This window comes from Microbacterium sp. NPDC056569 (genome assembly GCF_042793475.1).
Lineage (GTDB): Bacteria > Actinomycetota > Actinomycetes > Actinomycetales > Microbacteriaceae > Microbacterium.
Genome location: NZ_JBHTUV010000012.1, coordinates 101,326 through 125,638, shown reverse-complemented (window position 1 = coordinate 125,638; position 24,313 = coordinate 101,326). Strand labels below are relative to the sequence as shown.

Annotated in this window: 11 protein-coding genes; 7 read left to right on the top strand and 4 right to left on the bottom strand. The window is 65.1% G+C overall.

Going from position 1 to position 24,313, the window contains the following annotated elements:
• Positions 1–26: 26 nt before the first annotated feature.
• The gene (locus tag ACFQ7C_RS15055; RefSeq protein WP_378902753.1) at positions 27–479 is read left to right on the top strand and encodes a single-stranded DNA-binding protein; all 453 of its coding nucleotides are present in this window, start codon (positions 27–29) and stop codon (positions 477–479) included.
• A gap of 59 nt (positions 480–538) precedes the next feature.
• Here the strand turns inward: ACFQ7C_RS15055 and ACFQ7C_RS15050 are convergent, their stop codons facing one another.
• The 4 genes from ACFQ7C_RS15050 to ACFQ7C_RS15035 all read right to left on the bottom strand — a co-directional run bounded on the left by ACFQ7C_RS15050 (position 539) and on the right by ACFQ7C_RS15035 (position 9,281).
• On the bottom strand, positions 539–1,000 hold the full coding sequence (locus ACFQ7C_RS15050) for a hypothetical protein (protein WP_378902750.1): 462 nt from the start codon (positions 998–1,000) through the stop codon (positions 539–541).
• A complete protein-coding gene (locus ACFQ7C_RS15045) occupies positions 997–3,312 on the bottom strand; it encodes a hypothetical protein (protein WP_378902747.1) in 2,316 nt (771 codons plus the stop codon). Before ACFQ7C_RS15045 ends, ACFQ7C_RS15050 begins: the two co-directional genes overlap by 4 nt.
• A 327-nt stretch (positions 3,313–3,639) precedes the next feature.
• A complete protein-coding gene (mobF, locus tag ACFQ7C_RS15040; RefSeq protein WP_378902744.1) occupies positions 3,640–6,651 on the bottom strand; it encodes a MobF family relaxase in 3,012 nt (1,003 codons plus the stop codon).
• Positions 6,652–7,058: 407 nt separating this feature from the next.
• A complete protein-coding gene (locus tag ACFQ7C_RS15035; protein ID WP_378902742.1) occupies positions 7,059–9,281 on the bottom strand; it encodes a 3'-5' exonuclease in 2,223 nt (740 codons plus the stop codon).
• Between the two features lie 101 nt (positions 9,282–9,382).
• Here ACFQ7C_RS15035 and ACFQ7C_RS15030 point away from each other — a divergent pair, with 101 nt between their 5' ends.
• The 6 genes from ACFQ7C_RS15030 to drmC are packed head-to-tail and all read left to right on the top strand — an operon-like array spanning position 9,383 to position 24,313.
• Entirely contained in the window at positions 9,383–10,558 is a 1,176-nt protein-coding gene (locus tag ACFQ7C_RS15030) for a DNA cytosine methyltransferase (RefSeq protein WP_378902739.1), read from the top strand.
• Positions 10,559–10,602: 44 nt separating this feature from the next.
• The gene (gene drmD / locus ACFQ7C_RS15025; protein ID WP_378902736.1) at positions 10,603–13,827 is read left to right on the top strand and encodes a DISARM system SNF2-like helicase DrmD; all 3,225 of its coding nucleotides are present in this window, start codon (positions 10,603–10,605) and stop codon (positions 13,825–13,827) included.
• Positions 13,817–17,836 (top strand): Eco57I restriction-modification methylase domain-containing protein, encoded by a 4,020-nt coding sequence (locus ACFQ7C_RS15020; RefSeq protein WP_378902733.1) that lies wholly within the window; start codon positions 13,817–13,819, stop codon positions 17,834–17,836. The genes drmD and ACFQ7C_RS15020 overlap by 11 nt, the downstream gene beginning before the upstream one ends.
• A complete protein-coding gene (gene drmA / locus ACFQ7C_RS15015) occupies positions 17,836–21,534 on the top strand; it encodes a DISARM system helicase DrmA (protein WP_378902730.1) in 3,699 nt (1,232 codons plus the stop codon). Before ACFQ7C_RS15020 ends, drmA begins: the two co-directional genes overlap by 1 nt.
• The gene (gene drmB / locus ACFQ7C_RS15010) at positions 21,531–23,609 is read left to right on the top strand and encodes a DrmB family protein (RefSeq protein ID WP_378902727.1); all 2,079 of its coding nucleotides are present in this window, start codon (positions 21,531–21,533) and stop codon (positions 23,607–23,609) included. Before drmA ends, drmB begins: the two co-directional genes overlap by 4 nt.
• Positions 23,609–24,313: a DISARM system phospholipase D-like protein DrmC gene (drmC, locus tag ACFQ7C_RS15005; protein ID WP_378902724.1), complete on the top strand. Its 705-nt coding sequence runs from the start codon at positions 23,609–23,611 to the stop codon at positions 24,311–24,313. The genes drmB and drmC overlap by 1 nt, the downstream gene beginning before the upstream one ends.

Below are 24,313 nucleotides of genomic sequence, written 5' to 3'. Positions count from 1 at the left end.
GGCGTCTCCGAACGGAAGGAAGAAGGATGACCACGAGAATCCCTGTCACCATCGAGGGCAACCTCACCGGTGACCCCGAGCACGGCGCCAGCGAGTCGGGTAACGAGTACGCCCGCTTCACCGTCGCCGTCAACGACCGCCGTCTCAACGAGACGACGAACCGCTGGGAGGACGTAGGCACGGTGTTCCACCGCGTCGTGGTGTTCAATCAGCAGTCCCGTCACGTCGCCACATCGCTCCGCAAGGGCGACAGCGTGATCGTCGCCGGCGACCTTCGATTCGGCACCTACACCGACAAGGAGACCGGCAACACCCGCGAGACCCGCGACATCGTCGCCGACAACATCGGCGCGTCGCTGAAGTTCGCGACCGTCCAGGTCGACCGCGCCCCAAAAGCTAGCGGCCCCGCTGCGGATCGATCCGCCACGGGGCCAGTAGCCGAGCCGGTCTCTTCCACCGGCGCCGGAGTTGTCCGCTGACCCATCGCAACAGGAGAGCGGCGTGGGAGTCATCGTACTCCTGCGCCGCACTTCCTTTCCTATGTCACATCGCCTGACTGTGGTGTTCGCCGACGCGAGGCGGCAACCTGGCGACGAACTCGAAGATCAGCTCTTGACGTCGCCCAGAAAGGAAAGAAGCTCGCTTCGATCTTGGCGCGCTCCCAATCTCGCTTCAGCAGATCCTGAAAGTGGGCAACTACGAGCGAACCAGTCTGACGAGATGGATTCTCCACATAATGGTCGACGACGAGCGTCGCCGGCTGGTCTTGATGCGGATTGAGTCGCAGGATGATCGAGTTGCGCACCCTGTCGCGGTCGTCCTGACCAGCGGCGTCTACGAGACGCGGAATAAGCTCCCGCAGCGCGTCTCGCCACTTCTGGCGCTCTTCAATGACGGACTTGTGCTTGATGTTCCGGGTGACGGTCCAGACGCTGACGATCGCACCGATGGCGACCCCGATAAGGGCGGCGAGGCCGATTGTCACCCAGTAGTCGCTCATTCAGTTCGGCCATTCGCCGAGTCGTCCGGTCGCGACGCGGCGTCACGCACCTGCGCAACCTCATCGAAGGCCAGAATCTCCAGCGTGTCTGCCGGCACAGCCGGGTGCTGGGCGATGAGTTGTCGGACATCTGCTCGCTTGCTGTATGCAAGCCTGCGGAGTACATCGGTCGGCGAACTCGAATTGGCAGCGATCCTGCGATGCCGCTCCCATTCGCCATAGTCGCCGGTGCGATCAGCTTGCTCTTCAACGAATCTTGTCGGCGTATTGGGGTTGCTGAGGAGGCCTAGCAGGACGTCCTCGTCGTCATCTCGCGTAAGCGCCACAAGCGCTGCCGGTGGTGTGGCCCGGTTCATCGCAACGGCCACACGAACTTCGGCCGAGCGGTCGCGCGCGAGGTTCGCGAGCACGGGGGCGGGCGCAGCGCTGTTCGAGGCGATCGCCGAGCGCACTGCGTCACTGGAGGAGCGTGCGTACTCAAGAACCGCCTGCTCTGGGATGTCCTCACGGCGCGCGACAGCAACCGCAGAACTCCCAGCGTTGCCATAGGCGGCGATACGAACGGTCTCATCTGGATCGGAAAGCAACCCGAACATGGTGTCCGCACTAAGGGAGTAACTGAGTATGCCGCGAGGTTCGTAACTGTCTTGGAACGCTGCGACAGCCGCCCGGACGACAGCGCTCTTTGAGTGAGCTAGACGGTCGAGTTTGGCAGAAGAGCACATCCAGCTCGGCTCACCCGCGAGGAACACGCGCCGCATCAACGACATGTCAACCCGCCCATCGTGCCCTGTCGGAAAGTAGGCGGCGAAGTTCGTCTGATCGCGAAGCCACTCTCCGGACCACTCCTCGTCCGGCTCCTGATCCTTGCGCAGTAGATCTCGAATGGATTGCGCAGCCGCCGACTGAACGCTCTCGTCATCGTCGTCGGCGAGTACCACAAGCTGTGGGAATCCGACCCATTCGCTCCTGGCCACCGCCGCGCGGACAGACGGCTCCGAATCCTGTGCGAGCTGATCCAGTACCGTCGGGTTATCTCCGTGACGCCCGGCTCGCGCTCCGCGCAATATCGGACTTGGGGAAGCGGCCATGAACGCCAGGTCCGTGTCGCTGAGGTACCGCTTGTACCAGCCGACCTTGCCCAATTGGTAGCCATCCGACCAATGGTTGTTCGCAAGAATTGTCCCGAACCCGCTCGCGACATGCTCGGCGAGTGTCTCATCGCCACAAAGCTCCTCGAGTACCTCCAGGGGTGTCGCGGCGTTTCGGGAGACAGCGATGCGCGTGTGCTGGTTGGGAGAGTGTGCCCATGTGCGTAGGAGCTCAACGAAGTCGTCCGGTGGCGTACCGTACTGGCTCCTTCCCCAGCCCATCGGATTGTTGTCGAGGCGATCGATTACGTCCCGTCGCGTCGAATCGTCCTTCTCAAGTTCGATCAGTAGCTGAGTGCTCAGATTTCCGCGCGCGATAACAGCCGACCTCAACTTCCAATCCTTGATCATCCGTTTGAGGGCTGCCTCCGGGGTGTTGGGATTCTCGATGACCGCAAGCTGGATGTCCCTGGATCGGTCGTCGGACAAGCTGTCGAGCATCGAGGCGGTCACGCTGGGTGCCTCGTTCCTGGCGAGTGCGGCCCGGACGGAGTCCGACGGGTGGTCCACGAGCAGCGAAGCCGCTTCGGCCGGGAGGGAGTACGACCCCGCGAGCTCAGTCAGCGCCCCTCCGTCGTCGTAACCGCGACGTGCCAGCGCAACTCGAAGCTCGTCTCCGTGGTAGCCGCGGGCGACGTCGATCGCACTCTTCTGGTCGATGCGCTCATACGTGGGGAGCTCCGCCCAGAGGAATCGAAGTCTGTGCGAGCTAACGTCGTCGGCGCGGTTTCGGTTGCGCATGTCCGCGATCGCCTCGGCGGGTGTCGAGGAGTTGTGGCCTGCTGCTCTGTAGACGGCCTGTTCGCGATCTCTTGCGAGCATTGCCAGAGACGATGGCGGCGTCGCCGCATTCTGCGCAGCAACTCTGCGTCCTGCCGCGCTCTCGCTCAGCGCGAGAACTGCCAGGTCGTCGCGCGATAGCTTCTCAATCTCGTCACGAGTAAGGTCTGCTGGGTAACGCCATTCGGAGCCGAGGAATACGCTCCAGTGGACCGTCCGGTAAAGAGTGTGATTGAAGCGCAGGACCCAGTACCACTCGTTAGCATCTTTCGCCTCGCGGTCTTGTCTGTCACGCAGTGCCAGGCGGCGAACAGCGTCCAGGGGTGCACCGCGAAGCTCGCGCGGCATCTTGTGATACTCGGGTTGCGCACTGGTGGTCATGAGCGACTGTCCTGCTCCTGCCGGCGGCGACTCTTGAGTTGGATGTAGTGGAGCGGGCGCTCCGTTTCGCTCGTCATCGAATCTCCCCAGATTCATCGCGTTCGCCAAGAGGCCTCGACCATCGTCGCTCAGGACAGACTCGAACTCGGCCCGACCTCACCGAGATGACTTGCCACGCAGTCGATACGCCGGGTCTCAAGGTGCGACGTCAACTCTGCCAGAAACCCTGGAGGCTCCGCGTCTACCGAACTGCACCGCTGCTCGAGGATCAGATACGGATCATCTTGCCACTCGCTCCGATTGTGAATTCGGCCTTGCGGGCTGGGTTCACAACCCCCGCAGCGAAGCACGACTCGCGTTGGGTGAGGCGCTCGGAGCGGCGGTGTCCTCGAAGTATGCGCGGGAAACCGCGTCGCCGTCTAGGCCACGGTGACGCCGGAGCAAATCCTCATGCCGTCGCGAGGCAGACTCGTACCAATCACGAAGTGCATCTCGTGCCTCAACGAGATTCCTCTCGGCCGAGCCGTCAGCATGGCGGCCGTGGGCGCTTGCGTCGTTGCCCGCGATCTGACTGTCGAGCCTAAGGAGCGTTCGCCTCGTCGCGTGCATCCACTTGTTCAATTGACGCAGGTCGTCGCCGACGTCTGGCGCGGCTGGCCGGGCCGCGCGACCGAGTTCGCTCCTCGCCGCGCGGACCGAGTCGTCGATGCTGACCTCCGGGACGCCGCGCATCATGCTCTCCGCGATCTGCTGCGTTGCCGCCGCATCCGTTCGCGCGACCGCGATTGCCTCGTTGTGCGTTCGACCTCTGGTCATCCCGACGTAGAGACCAGCAGCATCCACTCCGGGGCCGACGATCGAGGCATCCGTTGTCTCTCCCTGGATGCCGTGCACGGTTGACGCGTACGCGAGATGGACATGATCAGCGGCGTAGTCGCGGCTGACTACGCGAACGTCAACGGAGTCGTTCACGCTCGCCAGTTCAACCCCGTCAGCGCTGATCCGCCGCACAACCCACAGCGCACGGTTCTCGACACCCGTCGCGCGATCGTTCTTCCTTGTCTGAACGGTGTCGCCCTCAAGTAGCCGCTGCTCGCCTCGCCCGACAGCGATCCGTGTCAGCGTGAGCTCTCCGCGGTCGACCCTACGCTGCTGGATCGCTTCGTTGATCGCATCCGCCTCTTCGTTGGTGCTCGTCACCAGCGCGACCCGCCGGAGCCCGGCAGCCCAGCGGAAGTATGACTCCACCATCACGTCGCGCGCCTGCACGTGATCCGACACGCGGTGCACCTGATCGCGATGGGCGAGTTCTGTCGCGACTTCGAGCGCCGCATCCTTGGATGCCGGTTCCCGCATGCGAAGCGTGAGCGCCGCGTAACCCGGATCACTGAAGCGGTGCACAGCGGTCAACTCGACAACGGCGGTCGCGCGACGAGTCATCGTCGCCATCGCGCCGGAGTGCCCGACCGGGCGAGCTTGGAGGTGATCGCCGACCATCGCGATGCCGGCGCCGGACTCGGCCGCAATCGTGGCGAGAGCGTTGGCCGTGTGGAGGTCGACCATTCCGGCTTCGTCGACCACGATCCGATCCCCCGCGACAAGCGGATATCGGTGCGGACCCGCGTAGGCGATCCCGCTTGTGGGGTCGATCTCGCCGACAGCCAGCCGCGTCCAGACCTCGGCACCGGCGGCGTCGCGCCCCCATCGGAACCCGTGATCACCGAGAAGCGCGTGCAGGCTCGAGGCCGATGTACCGATCTCGCGTGCGGCCACCGATGCAGCCTTCTTGGTGGGTGCGACCACCACCATGCGGCGTCCCTGGCGCGCTAGCGCCGCTTTCGCCACGCGCAGCATCGTCGTCTTCCCCGCGCCCGCCGGCCCAGTCACTGACACCAGACGATCCGTACCAGCGATCGCTCCCACCGCTTCAACCTGGCGATCCTCAAGCTCAATGCCAGCGGTCAGGACTGCGGATGCGGCATCCGCGATCTCCTCGTCTTCGACGCGGACGCCAGCTTGGGTGAGCGCGTCGAAGCGGGCGGCCAGGTCGACCTTGGCCGCAGCGGTGACTGAGGCCATGTAACCCTTGATGTGGGCGGGGCGCTCCGCCTCCCCTTCGAGCAGGTCGACCGTCTGTTCGAGCGCACGATCGATGACGTCGTCGATGACCGCTTGCAGATCCTCGCGTGCAGTAGCGACTCCGGATGCTGAGACCGCCCGCGTCGCGCCGGCCCGGATGTCGAACAGGCTGAAGCGCCCGCCGCAACTGGCCGACCGGGCATCGGCCTCGACCACTGCCTCAGCGGCAAGCAGTCCCAGGTCCAGATCGTCAACCGATGTGGACCTCAGCGCGACCTCGTCGCGCACATGCATAATCGTGTCGTCGATCGCGACCAGTTCGTCGGCGATGAGCCGCTCCCACGTCGCTTCATCGATGTCGCCGGGCTTGTTCGGACGCGCCTTCGCCCATGCCAGCCTGTCGATGCGGTGCAGCTCGTCCGGGCTCGGCTCGAGTCCCGGATGATCGCCGCGCCACGCAGCGAGAAGCACCGCCCGGTTGGCCTCGATCTGAGTCGACCGGCGCGAGAGCGGGCGCACCGCGTGCGTGAGCTCCGCGATCTCGCCATCGACGTTGAGCGTGAATCCGTGCCGCGCGAGCGCGCTGACCCACTGTGGATCCGTCCGCGCCGCAAGCTCGCCCTCGGCGTTAATGACCGTCTGCATCTTCATCGCGACGCGGGAGTCGACGTTCGACCATTTTCCGTCCGCCCCCAGCACCTTGACGTTCAGCCACAGGTGCCGATGGATGTGCGGGTCGAGCGCCCGCGATCGCCGATGCTGCAGCTCGACCACCTCGACGCGATGTAGAGATTCGCGGATGCTGCCGCCAGCACCGCGGCGTGCGTTGAGCTCGCTCAGCCAGGTCTTGATGATGCGATCGCGCAACCGATCTTGCAGGGCTTCGAACTCTCGAGCGAGGTCGGGCTCGATCATCGCCGCGATGCTGTATGACTTCGGAGCGTTGATCGTGCCGTCGAGGATCAGGTCGGCGTCGGGCGAGGTGAGGTCTCGGCCTCGACGCTCATCCGTCGCCGGATCGCGGCCGTCAACCCAGCGCCGAAGTTGCTGCCCATCGAGGGTGTCGGGGGTGATGACGCCGGCTTCGACGGTGAATCGAGTGACCCAGGCGGGGTCGGCAGCACCGTAGGTGGCAAGCGCCTCGACGCCGGCCGCCGTGCGGAGGTGAGAGTCGCACGACCCCTCGAAAGCGTACGCGATTGCTTGTCGAACCCCTTGCGATCCGACACCCCTCTTCCAGCGCTCCAAGCCTCCGCGCATGGGTCAAGAGTAGAACTTAAATGCTTAACTCGCCAGACGTTCCACAGAAAGTGCCTGCGTGCATTGCAATTCAGGCCGCCAGTGGACTTGGAGCCTCGTACATGGGACGTCCGCTTGAGATTCATGCGGCGACGGGCTTGGGACCAGGTGAATTGGTTCGTTCCGTCGGCGGACAGCTTCGCCGGCAGACGGTTCCCTGCCTTCTGCTCAGGATTCCTGATCCCGGCGTGAACGGTAGTCCGCCCAGTTCGCGCCGATCGCTCGCCGATGGGATTCGAAACCCAAACGTGCGATCTTTGCACTGGAGGCGCCCGGACTTCGTCGGCCGCACGAGCATCTCCAGAAGAAACGCACTACCCCGACCCTGTCGATCGCGGTCTCGATCGCGCGGAGTACATGATCGTCGTTCATGAACCGGTCTCGCTAACGGCAAGGAGATGTGAGGGTCGCCCGCACCACGTAACGACCAACACGTCGCGTGCCCGTGAGGCCGCCACGTACAACAGCGACCGCTCGCGAAGCAGCGCGTCCTCCCGCTCGTCGTCGCCAAGCACGGCTGACCCACCGAGCGGCACCGCCCCCTCGGAGATGTCGAACAGGATGACCCGGCTGAACTCCATCCCCTTCGAGGTGTGCATCGTCAGGGCGACGGGACGGTCTCCCCCACGCTGAGCGGACTTGATGACGTTGACTGCGACGCCGTGCGCAGCGAGCCCGTCCCGCACAAATGTGGTGAGCTCGTTGGTGCGCGTGAGGACGGCGATGGTCGCCGGGTCGACACCCGCTTCGACCCAAGAGTCGATCCGCCGTGCGACGAACTCGAGATGCTCAGCGCTCGTCTGCGCCTCGAACGTCTCCGGCCTGGGCCCGCGGCGCGCAGACCGGTAGCCGGCCGATCCCTCCTCGACGCTCTCGCCGTCGATGTACTCCCCGCCATCGAGTACGCTCACGGCATAACGCAGGTTCTCCGCAGTGGTGCGGTAGTTGAGCGTCATCCTTCGAGAGCGTCCGACGATTCGAATGCCGTACCGAGCGAGCACTATGGACGGCCCATAGATGCGCTGGTGCGTATCCTCAGCCACGAAGAGGTCGTTCCGAGCAACGCGCACGAGCGCACGAACGAACTGCCAGTGCGCCGGGGTGAGGTCCTGTCCCTCGTCGACGAGGAGATGATCCACCAACGCGCCCGCCTGCGCACCGTAGGTATCAAGCCATGCGGCCGCGATCGCTGCCTGTTCGGCCCAGGTGATTGTTCCCGCGGTTCGCGAGTGCTCACGATACGCCTCGATCACGCGCCACACCTCGGCGCGCTTGGCAGCGTCGAGGGCCGTCCTCCTGCCGAGTCGCCGCACCTCGAGATACTCGTCCTGCATCGTGATGCGCACGGGCAGGACGACTTGCAGGTATTCAGCTTCGAAGAAGGCCGGGGTCGCGACTTCGGCCGGAAGGTCCGGTTTAGCCGCGGTGATGGCTGTTGCCCAGCCTTCCAAGTTCCCGATCGTGTCGATGATCCGATCGCGCACCTCTCCGAACACTGCGACGGCTGCGGCACCGAAGGTCCGTCCAGCACGGGCTCGAACAGCGGTCACCAACTGATCGAGCCCTCGCACATGCACGCCTGGCTCGCCAAGACGGTCGGACTTCGGGATCTCGGAATCGAGACGATCGAGATCACGCTTCATGTTCTCCGCGAGTGCCCGCGTATAGGTCGTGAGCACGATCGACGAGGAAGGCTCGAGCCGGGCCAGGTGTTTCGCGCGGTGCAGGAGCACAACCGTCTTTCCCGTCCCTGCCCCGCCGCTCAGTCGGAACGGTCCGCCCCAGTCACCAGTGGCGTACTTCTGCTGTTCAGGGTGCAGGAACACGCGCCAGGCATCGAAGTCACCGCCCTCGATGACCGCTCGCAACGCGTCGTCATCTTCGACGAACGTGAACTGCATCTTTGAGGAGGGATGCTGAAGCGCACGCAGGATGCGATCGTCAGAGGATTCGTCGGCCGATTCGTCCGGCAATTCCGTAATCGCGAGGTCCTCGCGGATCTTCTCCACGGAGTCGCCGACCGCGAGCCCGAGGGCGGCCGACCGCTGCCACGCGTTCTCGAATGATTCACCGATCGCGAGCACGGCTTCGGCGTCCGCGGCGCTGAACAGCAAGTCAGCGGCAACGTCGTCGAATCCCAGTTCGTCGACAAGGCCGGAGCGCAGGTAACCCCGTCCCTCCAGAAACGAGGTCGGCACGTCCTCGCTTGGCGCAACGGGAGCAGTGGCCGACTGGACGAGGTGAGGCGCGACGTCCGGGACGGAGGCCGTGATCAGTTCGGCAATGCCGTTCACCGGGTTGTAGTCGAGAACCCTGGTTCTCGCATACTCGCTGCCCTTGTCGTGCTCGAACGTGCCGATGTAGACGTAGGTGCGCTCTCCAGCCGAGTCCAGCCGGTAGAGCACCGCCCGAAGACCTTGATCGACCCGGCCGGTGCGAGCCCGCGGGTCGGCGGCGCCCTGCATCTTCTCGATGTGAAGTCCGGACGACGTGTCGTCGGCACGCAGCTTGTCGAGGAACGAGTAGATCTTCGCGCGGACGCGCCGGTCGTGGTCGGGGCCTTTGAGATTCGTCCAGACGACGTTGGGCATGTGACGATCGGGCTTTCTCTGCGGTGCCGGAATCGTCATCGTATCGGCGCGACACGACACTCCCGTGCCGTGTCGTCCGCATTACTAGAGTGATTCACGAGATGCCTTCTGTCACTCCCTCCCACCGACTTCGCGTTCGCACGAGACCACCGTTCGATGCAGGATCTGAACCGCTTCGTATCGTCGACCTGTTCGCCGGGTGTGGTGGGCTTACGTTGGGCGCGGCACAGGCCGCGGCCGCGAACGAACGAAAGCTGGAGATCGCGCTCGCGGTCGACTTCGAGCCGCTCGCCGCCGAGGTCTACAGTCGGAACTTCCCATTCGCTGAGCAGGTGGAGTCCGAACCGGTCGAGGCGTTCTTCGACGGCGAGCTCGGCGCCCCGATCACGCTCACCGAGAAGCGGACGAAAGCATCTGCCGGTGCCATCGATGTCCTTCTAGGCGGACCTCCTTGCCAGGGGCACAGCAATCTCAACAACCACACGCGGCGCGTCGACGACAAGAACGCTCTGTACCTTCGCATGGTTCGCGCCGCAGAGGTGCTCCGGCCGACCGTCGTCCTCATCGAAAACGTGCCCGCCGTACGGAACGACCGACATGACGGCGAAGGTGTTGTTGCACGAGCGACGCGGCATCTCACCAACCTGGGCTACGAGGTAGCTGAAGCCGTCGTAGATCTCGACGCGTTGGGGGTCGCGCAGAGTCGTCGTCGCCACATCCTGCTTGCCATCGCCGCGGAAGGTCGCGTTCTCCCGACGTCACTTTTCGAATCCATCGGATCGGACACCCGCCGAGACTTACGGTGGGCGATCGGCGACCTCGTCGACATCGTGAGCGATGATCCGATGGATCGCCCACCTCAGGCGAAAGGACCGAATCGCGAGCGCATGCAGTACCTGCTCGACCGCAACGAGTACGACCTCCCGAACGAGCTGCGCCCCGCCTGCCACCAGGGCAACCACTCGTACAAGTCGATGTACGGGCGACTCAAGTGGGATGAGCCAGCTCAGACGATAACGAGCGGCTTCGGCAGTATCGGGCAAGGTCGCTACATGCACCCGGAGCGTGCCCGAGCCTTGACCGCGCACGAGGCAGCCCGCATCCAGGGGTTCCCGGATTACTTCGACTTCTCGTCGTGCCCGACCCGCAGCGCACTCGCAACGATGATCGGGAACGCTGTTCCACCGGCGCTGGCGGCATCGCTCATCGGTGCGTATCTGTCGCACGCGAGTGCGTCGACAGAGGACAGGACCGAACGAGTCGCCCTGCCAGCTTGACGTGTCGGCGGTAGCCGACATACTGGAAGGCTTTGCTCTGGGGAATGGCGAATGGGGACTTGAGGATGAGCTCGAGCGTGATTGACGACGCGGCGACAGGTATCGCAGAGGTACCGGAAATCGGCAGCCTGGTGAATGTGCGCGGAGCGCGATGGTCGGTCACCGACGTGACCGCGCAGTCACTCCCGCGCAGCAGCGCAGACGACGGGCGAGCTGAGCTCCAGCACGCGGTGACGATGCAGTCGATCGAAGAGGACCACTACGGCCGAGAGCTCACGGTCATCTGGGAGCTCGAGCCCGGCCGGAGCGTCGTTCACGAGCAGGGTCTGCCGACCACGATCCAGTCCGACCAGTTCGACGACCCGACGACGTTCGCCGCCTACGTCGACGCCCTCCGGTGGGGAGCGCTCACGAGCGCCGACCCGAGAACCCTTCAGGCACCGTTCCGCAGCAGCGCGTCCGTCGAGGCCTACCAACTCGAGCCCCTCCGTCGTGCCATCGACTCACCCCGTGCCAACATGCTCCTCGCCGACGACGTCGGCCTGGGAAAAACCATTGAAGCGGGCCTGGTGATCCAGGAACTCCTCCTACGGCACCGCGCACGCTCGGTCATAGTCGTCTGCCCGGCGGGCCTCGTGATCAAGTGGCAGGAGGAGCTGCGCGACAAGTTCGGCCTCCACTTCGAGATCGTCAACTCCGAAGCAATGAAGACATTTCGTCGCACCTTCGGCGTGCACGCGAATCCGTTCCGCGTCTATCCGCGCGTGATCGTCTCGATGTCGTGGCTTCCTTCACCACGCGCTGAGCGCATGCTCGAAGAGGTCTACGCGAGCGTGAAGGATGCTCGTACCGCCGAGCGTCGGGCGTTCGACATCCTCGTCGTCGACGAGGCCCACCACGTTGCGCCGTCGGCTCCGACCCGTTCGTCATCGGACAGGCCGCGGTACGCGATCGACAGCCAGCGGACGACGGCGGTGCGACGCCTCGCGGAACTCTGCGAGCACCGTCTGTTCCTCAGTGCAACACCGCACAACGGATACACCGAGTCATTCACTGCGCTCCTCGAGATGGTCGACCCGCAGCGGTTCGCGCGCGGTGCCGATCTCGACGAGAAGGCACTGCAGCAGGTCGCGGTTCGTCGTTTGAAGCGCGACCTGCCCGACGAGGGCTTCCTTCCGAGATCTGTGAAGGCGTTGTGGTTCGACCCGACGCCTGACGAGTCGGACGCGTACGACAGGCTCATCGCGTTCACCCGGCGAAGGAACACCGCCATCAAGCAGGAACGAGGCAAGCGTGCGTCGGACCTCGCGACGATCATCCTGAAGAAGCGCTTCTTCTCGTCACCGGTCGCGTTCGCGTCGACCGCACAGGCCTATCTGGACGCGCGCGGCGACGAGGACGTGCAGCTGCCCGACTACGACGACATCCTCGGCGACGAGGCCTCCGATGAAGAGGAGGGTCGGGCGGAACAGCCCGAGCTCGAGGCGCTGCGCACGGCGAAGCGCGCGCAGGTCGCCTTGACCGCCGATGACATCGCAGACCTCGAAGACCTCATAACCTGGGGCCAGCGGTACGACGGTCGCCCCGACTCCAAGCTCGACGCCCTCCTCAGGCTCATCGAGGGTGAGCTGCTCGTTCCGGGACATGGATGGGGCGAGGAGCGCATCGTGGTGTTCACCGAGTACGTCAGCACCCTCGAATGGTTGCGCGATGTGCTCGAATCGCGCGGACTCGGCGGAGAACGCCTCGCGATCATCAACGGGGGAACGGATGCCGAGACCCGGGAGGAGATCCGTGCGCGATTCACAGCGCCTCCCCGTCTTGAACCGGTGCGGATCCTGTTGGCGACGGATGCGGCGGGCGAGGGTATCGACCTGCAGACGTACTGTCACCGTCTGGTGAGTTTCGACATCCCGTTCAACCCCAACCGGCTCGAGCAGCGCATCGGTCGCATCGATCGCTATGGACAGAACGAGCCGCCTCTCGTTTGGCATCCCCGCGCCGCGAAGCAGAACACGACCGACTACGCGAAAGACAACGATCTACTCGCGAGGCTGGCGAGCAAGATCGCGAACTCCGAGCACGACGGCGTCTCGTCGAACGAGATCATCGCGCCAGACCTTCAGCGCGAGCTCGGGTTCGGCGAGGGCCCGGCGCGAAAGCCCCAGAAGGATGCCGGCGAGCAGGTGATCAACCGCGTGCTTCAGGCCGAGCACGCACTCGGTCAGAACCTCACCCGCCTCGCGGAGCGTCTTGGAGCATCTCGCGACCGGATGCACCTCCACGAAGGCAACCTCCTGCGCGTCTTCGAGCAAGGACTGCGCATCTCCGGTCAACCACAGCCCGTCGAGGTCGATGACCCGCGCGAGGAGGCGCGCCTCTTCCAGGTACCGCCTGGGCTTTCGCGCACGTGGGTGCCCGCGCTCGCCGGGCTCGACACCCGCCTTGCACCTGGCGTGCTGCGCCCGATCACGTTCGACGAGGAACGGGCCCGCCACCAGACCGACGTCGTCTACGCCCACCTCGGGCATCCGCTCATTCAGCGCGCTGCGCGGGAGCTGCGCGGCCAGGTCTGGACTCGCACGGATCAGGTCCGCGGTATCAGCGCGGTCATCGTCGACGGTCTCGACACGTCTTTCGCCGCCGGGGTCGCTCGGCTCGTCCTGGTCGGCGAAGGCGGCACGCGCCTCCACGAGGAGGTCTTCCTCGCCGGCACACGCGTCTCGCGTCGGCAGGAGCTCGGGATCGAGAAGGCCGAAGATCTGCTCGCATCCGCCCTCGATGGCACGCGTCTGAGGCAACCGAGCGAACGAGTTCTCTCGGCACTCGCTGCCGACTGGAACCAGGAGCACGAGGCCCTGGACGGGATCCGAAATCGCGTGAGCGCTGCCATCCAGAACCGTGCGGAGCGGCTGAAGAGCGGCGTTGAAGTGGAGCTTCAAGAGCGGCGCAATGCGGACCTCAAGAGCGTCGATGCGATCTTCGACAACTTCCGTTCGACGCTGGAGAGCACGATCGCCGCAGCTGAGGAGGCCCGCCGTGCCGGGGAGGAAGCCCTCTTCCAACTGCCCGAAGAGAAGAAGCAACGCGACACCGATCTCGCCCGCGTTCGCACCCGCCTGTCGCACCTCGAAGATGAACTGCATGCCGAGCGCGATGCTGTGGAGCGCCGCTACCGCGATGTGCAGCCGCACACCTTCGTCGCTGCCCTTGTGTTCGCGCTGACCCCCGAAGACGCCGAAAAGCTGGAGTCCGCTAGTGCCCGTTGATGTGTGGGAGTGGTTGTCGCTCATCGACCACGATGGACCGTTCCTCTCGAAGGCGGCGCTGAAGTCGTTCTACCCGTCAGGGCTCCCCCGTCCGGATGCCGATGACACGAGCACGGTCTTCGTGGACGAGTTCGTCCGCTGGTCGGCTGCGTGGTCCGCATCCCCGGAGGCGCACGAAGCTGCGCGGGACCGCTGGGTGGGAGTCGTGCTTCGACGCTTGCTCGACTGGTCCGACGACCTGCGGCTCTCCCCCGCCGGCCTCGCCGCGGAGTCACCGAACGGTGCGGTCACGGTCGCACCGTGGGCTGCGCTCCCACGAGAGGGCAAGCCCGAGGCGCTCGTGACCGTCGTGGACCGCACCGACGATCTCCGCTCGACGGGGGTCGACGGTTGGTCGGCGAACGCGATCGACCGGATGGCTGTGCTGCTGCGGGAGACTGGCGTGACGATCGGCATCGTCACCGACGGCCGATGGTGGGCGCTGGTATCGGCCGCGAAGGACGTCACGACGGCCAGCGGTGTGTGGGACGCACTGCTTTGGAGGGAGGAGCGGCCCAGCCGCGACGCCTTCCTCGCACTCGCGAGCTTCACCTCCATTGCGGGTGGCGCCCCGGAGAAGCGTCTGCCGCTGGTCTTCGCGAAGAGCGTCGCCAGCGCGGAGGAGATAACGGAGGCGCTCGGCGATCAGGTGCGCCGTGCCGTCGAGCTCGTGCTCCAGTCCATGTCCGACACGCACCTGCGTGCTCTCGCGCAGGGTGAGCCGTCCCCGTTGCCGGAGGATCCGAAGGCCGTCTACGAGGGCGCCGTCACGGTGCTTATGCGGATCGTGTTTCTCCTCTTCGCGGAGGAACGCGGGCTGTTGCCGGAGCACGACCTGTACCGGTCGTCGTATGCGATCGCGCGCGTCCGCGAGCAACTGCAGCATGATAAGACCGAGACATCTGAGGAAGCACTCGACCACTCCTGGGAGACGTGGCATCGCCTCCTCGCCGCGAGCAGCGCCGTCTTCGGCGGGGCGTCGTTCCAAGACATGCGGATGCCTGCCTACGGCGGTTCCCTGTTCGATCCAGCTCGCTTCCCGTGGCTGCACGCCACCGACCAGCAGGGTCGCCTGCGGGTACGTCTCACAGACCGCGCGATGCTCGCGGTCCTGCGCGCTGTGCAGACGATCGAAGACGGCGCGATGCAGCTGTCGTTCCGCGACCTTGACGTCGAGCAGATCGGATACGTCTACGAGGGCCTGCTCGGCTACTCCGCCGCATATGTTCCCGACGTAACCGTCGGTCTCAACGGTAAAGGCGGATTCGAACCCGAGATCGCACTCACCGAGCTCGAGGACATCGCCGATGCCACGTCGTCCCCCGCCGACTTCGCGAAGCTTCTCATTGAGCGTCTGAAGAAGACGCAGGAACACGCGAAGCCGCAGACCGCGAACCAGATCGCGAAAGCCTTTGGCATTGACGATGCGGTTGCCGCGGCGAACGCTCGGACCCGACTGCGTCACGCACTCCTCGGCGAGGATGTGCTCGCTGAGCGTCTGCAGCCGTTCTACGGGCTGATCCGCAACGACCTGCGCGGGTTCCCCTATGTCGTGCCCGCGGACGGACTGGTGATGACCGAGTCGCCGCAGCGCGCGAACACCGGAACCCATTACACCCCGCGGTCTCTCGCCGAAGAGGTCGTGCTGCACGCACTCGAACCGCTCGTCTACTCCCCCGGCCCGCTCGACACCGAGAACCGGAGCGAGTGGAAGCTCAAGTCGTCGGCGGAAATTCTCGACCTGAAGATCGCGGATATCGCCGCCGGCTCCGGCGCGTTCCTCGTCGCCGCCGCCCGCTACCTCGCCGACCGACTCATCGAAGCACGCGCGCACGAAGGGCTCGATGGGACCCGCGAGTCCGACCTGAAACGGTGGGCAGTCCGTGAGATCGTGGCCCGCTGCCTCTACGGCGCCGACATCAACGGCATGGCCGTGGAAATGTGCAAGCTCTCGCTCTGGCTCATCTCCATGGATCCCGGCAAGCCGTTCTCGTTCGTCGACGACCGCGTTTTCCACGGCAACTCCCTCCTCGGCGTCACCACGGAAGAGCAACTCAAGGCCCAGCACATCTACCCCGACCGTCGGCATGGCCGCGAGCAGCTGCTCTGGTTCGACGTCGACAAGGACCTCGAAGACGCCGCCCGCATACGACGCGAGCTCGCCTCCGGACAGGTGGACGACGCCGACCGGATGCGCTCGACCAAAATGAAGCAAGCGCTCCTCGCGCAGTCCGCGCGTGTCACTGCAAAGCTCCGCGACGTCGCCGACGGCATCATCGCCGCCGGCCTCCTCGAAGGCGGGAAGCCTGGAAAGAGACTCGACGAGAGATACGATGACCTCGCCGACGCTCTTCGCGCCGCCTACCCTACCGACGACATGACGCCAGACCGCGCCGAACTCGACGCGATCATCGCCACCGGCCTCACACCCACGGTTGACACGGGTGAAGCGCGCTGGAAACCCGTCCACTGGATCCTCGAAGCCCCCGACGTCATACACGCCCACGGGGGATTCGATGCCGTCATTGGAAATCCCCCGTTTCGCGGTGGCGGACGAATTACCGGCGCCCAGGGCGTAAACGTTCGTGATCTCTACGTTAATGCGGTCGCGGGCGGCAACCGCGGCAATGCCGACCTCTGCGCCTACTTCTTCCTCCGTTCGGTCGCGCTGACGAAGGACGCCCCTGCCAGCACAGTCGGTCTCTTGGCAACGAATACGATTGCGCAGGGCGATACTCGTGGGGTTGGGCTCGATGCGCTCGTCCCCGATCGTCGCCGCATCTACCGCGCCATTCGTAGCCGCCGCTGGCCAGCACGTGGCGCGAATCTCGAGTTCGCGGCGGTCTGGCTCTCGACACCTGCCCCGTCGACTAGACCCGTCCTCGACGACGCCGTCGTCGACCACATTTCGACACTGCTCGACGACCAGGACCCGGATGCCGGGGACCCATCAGTACTTCAAAGCAATCTCGGCTTGTCTTTCATCGGTCCATATATTCTCGGCAAGGGATTTGTCCTGAACGACACCGAGGCGTTGCAGATGTTTGAGGTCGACGAGCGCAACCGCGAGGTCATCTTCCCGTATCTCATTGGAGATGATCTGAACTCGGACCCACGCTCCGCGGCCGGACGTTGGGTAATCAATTTCTTCGACTGGCCAGAGGAGCGGGCCGCGAGATTCGTCGCTCCATACAACCAAATTCTGAAAGCGGTCAAGCCTGAGCGGCAACGACGAGACCAAAATGGGGACTTTGTGATTCGCAAAGCCCGTGCCGAACGGTGGTGGCAGTACGCTGAACGCGCATCAGGAATGCAACGCGCAATTAGCCACCTCGACACGGTGCTTGCGATCACTCTTACCTCGAACGCGATGGCTTTCCAGCGCGTTTCGACGAAACAGGTGATCGACCAAACCGCTCCCATCGTCGCCACGGATGATTTTGCAGATCTCGCGATTCTCGCATCGACACAGCATCAACTCTGGGCAATCAAGTACGCGACGACGTTCGGGCGTGGGCTCCGATACTCAATTGCGCGTAGCTTTCGAACGTTTCCATTTCCTCCCGTCAACGAACGCCTTCGTCTGATCGGAGAAAGGCTGGATAGGGAACGCCGGGCAGTTATGACTCGAAGGCACCTCGGAGTGACCGACCTCTATAACCTGGTGAACGACTGCGTGGTTCAAGACGATCCTGATATCGACCTCATCCGGTCTACGCACGCGGAGGTCGACGCAGCAGTTTCCGATGCATATGGCTGGACCGACATTCCACTTCAGCATGGGTTCCACTCCTACCGCCAAATGGAACGATGGACTGTTAGCCCCGCGGCCCGCGCAGAGATTCTCGACCGCCTGCTTGAGGAAAACCGTCGACGCGCGAAGCTCGAAGCCGAAGCCGCACCCGCGAAGAAGGCTAAGGCGGGCAATAGCGTTGAAGAATCCGCTGCACCCGAAGGAGCGATGTTCTAATGGCCGGCGATTCCGTGACCTCTTCGGCTCAGGTCCGTGAAGAACTCGTCGACTTGATCGCGCGCGATCTCGTCGGCCCCTGGGACGGGCCCAACGAGACGATCGTGGGTACGCCTCGCGCTCGCTACCTCGCTGGCGCGCTCGCCCCGATCTCGCTCCTCGACGGCAGTGCCGATGCTGCCAGCAGTCCGGCCAGCGCGAAAGCCAAGACGTTGGACGACGTCCGGTCGAACGATTCGCTGGCCGTTGCGGATCTCACGACCGCTCGTGAGGTGCGAGGTGTTCCCGCCGACGAAGACGAGATGATTGGTGAAGCCTCTCCAAGCGAGCCTGACGAGGACCGTGGTCCAGAGTCGAAGATCATCGCGCCGTCGTCGATGGGCATTCGGTTCCAGGTGCCGGCGGGCACCGGTCAGCTCCGATTCACCGCCCGATGGGGAAAGTACGAATCACGCCGCGAGGCCGACGAACAGGGCAAGACACAGACGTACTACGACCGGACCGCCTTGGCGGAGCCAACAGAGGTCGACATCTCTGCGATCGAATCGGGCGAGTCGAAGCGAACTCCGCTTACGGGCGACGTGGAGATCGCCGTAGAGGTCTTCGACTTCGACGGACGCCGCGTCGTGGAAGCAGCGCTCCTCAACACGGCCGTCACCGGGCGCGAACTCCCACCCCGGCTCTGGATGTTCCAGGCGGAGCTTGAGGTCACGGCGCCGAACGGTGACGCCGTTTTCCTCCCCGCTCGTGACGCGATGATCGCCGACCGCGGATCCCGCGACCCCGAGGTGCGGCGCCTCGACCTGCTGTACCGAGACCGTCTCGAGTTCGCCGTCGGGCGTACTGCCTCCGTCGAATGGGATCTCTCCGAAACGGACAATCGTCGTGCGACGGCGGTCAGAACGACCTGGTTGCCCACGGCCGAGGTTCCGCAGACCCAGGCGCCGACGGTCGCGAATGCGGTGCTCAGCATGCGAGCGCTCATGGAGGCATCGCCCGAAGAGCTCGAGGCGGGCCTGAACCCGCTCATCGACGGGTACTCTGCCTGGCTCGACGAGCGCGAGGCTGAGAACGAAACACTTCCGAAATGGCTGCGCGAGCAGGGCCGCATCGGGCTCGGTGATGGTGCAGCCGCACTGACTCGCCTCCGCGCAGGTCTGGGCCTGCTCGTCTCGAACGAGCGGGCGCAGCGCGCGTTCTGGTTCATGAACCGCACGATGCGCGACCAACGTCTCCGCTCGCAGGTCTCGGCACTGCGTATCGCGCAAAAGGACATGTCGATCGCCGACGCCGTCGCTGAGGTCAACGGACGCGGCGAGAAGGCCGCATCCTGGCGTGCGTTCCAGCTAGCGTTCATCCTGATGCAGCTCCCCGCGGTCGTCGATCCGACGCATGTCCGACGGTCCACGGACTTCGCCCGAGCCGAGCTGCTCTTCTTCCCCACCGGTGGTGGCAAGACAGAGGCTTACCTCGGCCTCGCCGCCTTCACGTTCGGCATCCGGCGTCTGCAGGGCAAAGTCGAGACACCCGAAGGTCTCCTCGATGGCGGCGACGGTGTCGCCGTGCTAATGCGGTACACGCTGCGCCTCCTCACGTCGCAGCAATTCCTGCGCGCCACAACCCTGATGTGTGCGGCAGAGGTCGTCCGCCGCGAAGACCCGGCGACGTGGGGGTCGGCGCCGTTCACGATCGGCCTTTGGGTCGGCTCGAGCGTCAGCCCGAAGCGCTACTCCGAAGCGGCCGAGCAGGTGAAAGATGTACGGGAGCGGGACGGCAGCTCCGCGTACGGGCTTACCGTGCTCCAGTTCGACCACTGCCCCTGGTGTGGAACGGCGATCAATCCAAAGGCGAACGTCGAAGCCGACGACGTTGCAAAACGCATCCGCGTCTACTGCGGTGATCGGCGTTCACGGTGCCCCTTCGCCGCCGGCGGATCTGCCGAGGTCGGCCTGCCTGTTCTCACCGTCGACGACGAAATCTACCGGCATCCGCCAACGTTCCTCCTCGCCACCGTCGACAAGTTCGCTCGCCTGGCGCGGGAGGGCGAGGCGGCGAGCTTGTTCGGGTATGTCGCGAAGAAGTGTCCGCGGCACGGTTACAAGCACCTCGACACCGACGGGAGCGTGTGCGGCGCTGATTCCCACAATGCGAAGACCGCGAATGGACGCACCTACCCCGCCACGCAGGTCACCACGGTCGGCCGGCTGCGCCCGCCCGACCTCATCATCCAGGACGAGCTGCACCTCATCACCGGAGCGCTCGGCACCGCCGTGGGTCTCTTCGAAGGCGCGATCGACGTCCTGTCGGGCTGGGAGCTCGGCTCCGCCGGCGGCCCGAAGCCGGTGAAGCCCCTCGTCATCGCCTCCACAGCGACCGTGCGGAAGGCCGCCGAACAAGTGCAGCGGCTGTACGCGCGGGACGTGGAGGTGTTTCCGCCGCAGGTGCTCAGCGTCACCGACACGTTCTTCTCCAAGGAGGTCCCGCTCGCCGAGGCACCCGGTCGTCGGTACCTCGGCGTGTGCCTCCATGGGGCACGGCTGACACTCGCCGAGATCCGTCTCAGTGAGATCCTTCTCCTCGCCGGCCAGAAGCTGTTCGACGAGCGCGGCGCTGCGGCGGAGCCGTACCTGACGCTCGTGGACTACTTCTCCGCGACTCGCGAGCTCGCCGGCATGCGCCGTTACCTCGAAGACGATGTCACGACGCGTGTCAGCAACCCGGACAAGGACTCCGGGTATCCGCGCCGGCGGACTCCGCTGAAGCTGGGCGAGCTGACATCCCGTATCTCGTCATCCGAGATCGGCAAGACACTGACCCACCTGGCATCTCCGTTCGACTCCGAGACCGACACCACCGTCGGGCGCGCCGTGATTGCGGCGAAGCTGAAGGCGGGCGAAGAGCTCGCCCCGCGGGAGCTGCCGTACGACGTCGTGCTCGCGACATCCATGCTCCAAGTGGGCGTCGACGTGCCCCGCCTTGGACTCATGATGATCGTGGGTCAACCGAAGAACACTGCGGAGTACATCCAGGCGTCTTCGCGCGTCGGTCGTGACGGCGCGAAGCCTGGTCTGGTCGTCACGCTCGCGAATCGCGCGCGACCCCGCGACATGGCCCACTACGAGCAATTCGAGCACTACCACGACACGTTCTACGCGAACGTCGAAGCGCTCTCGGTGACACCGTTCTCCGAGGCCGCGCTCGAACGCGGGCTTACCGGTCTCATCGTCTCCGCGGCTCGAGTGATCGACGCCAGGGTCCCTAGCGATACTTCGTTGTCCGCGGAAGCGAACGCAGGCGCCGGGCGGATCGTCGCGCGCCGAGCAACGGTCGACGCCTTGGTCGACAAGCTCGTCGCGAGGGTTGCTCAAGCGGCCGATCAGCAGGCCGCGTCCAGCATGAAGAGCAAGCTCGTGCTGCGACTCGACAAGTGGACCGACCGAGCGACTCAGACGTCAGGCGCGCTTACGTACTCGAAGAAGAGCCTTCCCCAGCAGACCGTCGAGCCACTGCTGATCAGTCCGGAAGACTCCATCGGCGAGGAAGGCGATCGATTGTTCCAAGTCGCGAACTCGATGCGAGAAGTGCAGCCGGAGATCGACCTGCTCGTCTCGCCCTTCCCGGGCAAGCTGTCAGAACCGGCGAGTGCAACGACGCCGGGATGGACGTTCACTGCGAAGACGAAGAAGGACGCGAAGTGACCGAAAGCACGACTGCTCCCGGCGCCGAGGCGGTGGACGAGGCCACGGTCGGCGTCGCCGGCGATGTCGCCGACCCGTACTCAGGTGCCGGCCAACCGAAGAATCGTGCACGCGTGGGATCCATCCGCCCGAGCGCGATGCTCTACACGTCGGGCATCGGTGCGACCGTCGACCTCCCGCAGATCGCGGTGATGCCCCAAGGCATCGACGCGTGGGAGAAGGCCTATACGCGGATGGGCGGGGAGCCGACGCTCGTTCTCGTCCCGCGACTCATCGAGGCGGTGCGCCGCCAGCTCGGTCAGCAGGTCGGCGAGCTCCGGCAGCCTCCGTGGCTCCCGGACGAACTCGGCGGAGACTCCACGCCCATCGGCATCCCGACGCGGATCTTCCCGCAGTGGCTGCGGTGCACCGGCTGCGATCTGCTCGCACCGGTGTCGACGGGTAACACGTTCGAGTTCGAGAACACGCGCAAGCACCGGCCCGACATGGCACGCTTCGTCCACAAGGGGTGCAAGGGTCGGTACACCGGCGGAAAGGGACGTGACCGCGTCGCCGTGCCGGCACGGTACCTCATCGCGTGCACGAACGGTCACCTCGACGAGTTCCCCTACGTTGATTGGGTGCACGGCGCAGACGGGCACCGCGTCGAATGCGTGGCACAGCCGAAGATGCGGATGCTGGAATGGCGCTCCAACCTCGGCCCGCAGGTGTCGATCAAGTGCGTGGTGTGCAACACCTCGCGGAACATCGTGGAGCTGACGCGCGCGGGTGGGGAGGACTCGCTGCCGAACTGTCGCGGGCGGCATCCTCATCTGCCGTCCTACGCACCCGCGGACAAGCCGTGCCAGGGCGAAGTGCGGCTGATGCTGCTCGGAGCCGCGAATCAGTGGTTCCCCGCGACGATCAGCGTGCTCGTGCTGCCGTCGCGCAAGGCGCCCCAGCCGGCCGATACGGTAGCCGAGGTGCTGGGGCTGCCGCCGGCGCAGGTGGCGAAGCTGACGTCGCTCGCGAACGTCTCAGGCTGGAGGATGTGGGCTTCGGAGAGCATCACCGATAGGTTCGCGGGGATCTCGGACGAAGATCTCTGGACCGCCGTTCAAATCGCACGCGGCGACCTCCCGCCGCTGACGCCCGATGTCGCCGGGCCGGTGGGATACGACCCGAACTACCTGCTCGCGCCCGAGTGGGAGACGCTGACGCATCCGAAGGAGTTCCTCGCTGAGGACCGACGCAACGGATTCAAGGTGCATCCCGTTCAGGCCGCAACGACGCTGCGCACCGCGATCAGCAACGTGGTGGCGGTCGACCGCATTCGCAAGGCGAACGCGTTCATCGGATTCACCCGCATCGACGCACTCGACCGGGTGGGCGACGACGCGACGCGTATCGCGCCGATCGCGCTGTCCGGCAAGCCGAAATGGGTGCCCGCGACCGAGGATCGCGGTGAGGGCGTGTTCATCCGCTTCGACGAGTCCGTCGTCGATACCTGGGAGGCAGGTGTTCTCACGAGCGATGTGTGGGCGGCTCATTGCGCCGCGCACGAACGCAACCTCGAGCGTCGCCAGAGCAGCACCGCCGTCGCCGTGAGCGCGGATGACCGCATGCCCCCTCCGCGGTACTGGGCCCTGCATTCGCTCTCGCACATGCTCATTCGCGAGATGGCGATGTCGAGCGGGTACGGTTCGGCCTCGCTTTCGGAGCGCATCTACGCGTGGCGGGCGTCGGAGGGACGAGATCCTGCCGCGGGCATCCTCATCACGACGACATCGCCCGACAGTGAGGGAACGCTCGGCGGGCTCGTCGACCTCGCCCGAACCGAACGACTCGAGTCCGTCATGCACGAGGCGCTGCACCGCGCGGACCGCTGCTCGTCCGATCCCATCTGCGCGCACCGCGTGCCGAGGAATCAGGAGGACTTCCTGCATGGAGCGGCCTGCCACTTCTGCACGTTCCTGTCGGAAACCTCCTGCGAGCGCGCGAATCGCTTCCTCGATCGGCGGTTCGTTCTCGACCTCCACGCAGGATCGTGGGATGTAAAGCCGCTTCTCGCGGGCATCACGGCGAGCGCGAGCTGATGGCCGATCCGTTCGTCGAACTCGGACGACTGCTGGCCCCCGCTGCTGCGCTGAAGGTGGCATCCAGTCTCGAAATCGACGGGCGGCTGAGGAAGGCCCTCGAGAAACTACCGCCGGGGTCACCGGCGCTGGTTCCGCTTAAGGGCGCCTTCGATGCGCTCGGCGGTGCTGTGCTCGCCGCGGTGCTCCGTGGATTCGCCGCTGCCGCGCAGGCGAATGGGACCGATCTCCGCCCAGTGTGGAGCGGCCCGACGTTCGATGGGGACGGCGACCACACGACATCTGCGATCGCGCACCTCATCGACGATGCCAAGGAGGAAGTCTTCGCCTCGACGTTCTCGGCAACGCCCGATTCCGAGTTCGTGAGGGCCCTGTGGCGCGCGATCGCCCGCGGGGTTCGCACAACGCTGCTCGTCGACTCCAAGATCAAGCACGGACAGACAGCCGAGATGCTGCGGCAGAAGCTCACCGGAGCGCGGTTCTGGACCTATGTGCACCCCGACGGTGGGTACTCAGCGCAGCACTCGAAGGTCGTGATCGTCGATTCGCGGAGCGCATTCGTCACCAGCGCGAACTTGTCGATCGCAGGTGCAGAGCGCAATCTGGAAGCCGGCGTGATCATCCACGACGCCGAGTTCGCTTCGCGCATGCGGCAGCGCTTCACGAAGCTCTGGGAGCACGGGGCGATCACCGACCTGGGTTGA

Excerpts from the sequence above, each read along its gene's own strand:
- ACFQ7C_RS15055 (WP_378902753.1), top strand. The coding sequence starts at position 27 with ATGACCACGAGAATCCCTGTCACCATCGAGGGCAACCTCACCGGTGAC.
- ACFQ7C_RS15050 (WP_378902750.1), bottom strand. The coding sequence starts at position 1,000 with ATGAGCGACTACTGGGTGACAATCGGCCTCGCCGCCCTTATCGGGGTC.
- drmA (WP_378902730.1), top strand. The coding sequence starts at position 17,836 with ATGGCCGGCGATTCCGTGACCTCTTCGGCTCAGGTCCGTGAAGAACTC.
- drmD (WP_378902736.1), top strand. The coding sequence starts at position 10,603 with ATGGCGAATGGGGACTTGAGGATGAGCTCGAGCGTGATTGACGACGCG.
- ACFQ7C_RS15045 (WP_378902747.1), bottom strand. The coding sequence starts at position 3,312 with ATGACCACCAGTGCGCAACCCGAGTATCACAAGATGCCGCGCGAGCTT.
- ACFQ7C_RS15035 (WP_378902742.1), bottom strand. The coding sequence starts at position 9,281 with ATGCCCAACGTCGTCTGGACGAATCTCAAAGGCCCCGACCACGACCGG.
- mobF (WP_378902744.1), bottom strand. The coding sequence starts at position 6,651 with ATGCGCGGAGGCTTGGAGCGCTGGAAGAGGGGTGTCGGATCGCAAGGG.
- drmC (WP_378902724.1), top strand. The coding sequence starts at position 23,609 with ATGGCCGATCCGTTCGTCGAACTCGGACGACTGCTGGCCCCCGCTGCT.
- ACFQ7C_RS15030 (WP_378902739.1), top strand. The coding sequence starts at position 9,383 with ATGCCTTCTGTCACTCCCTCCCACCGACTTCGCGTTCGCACGAGACCA.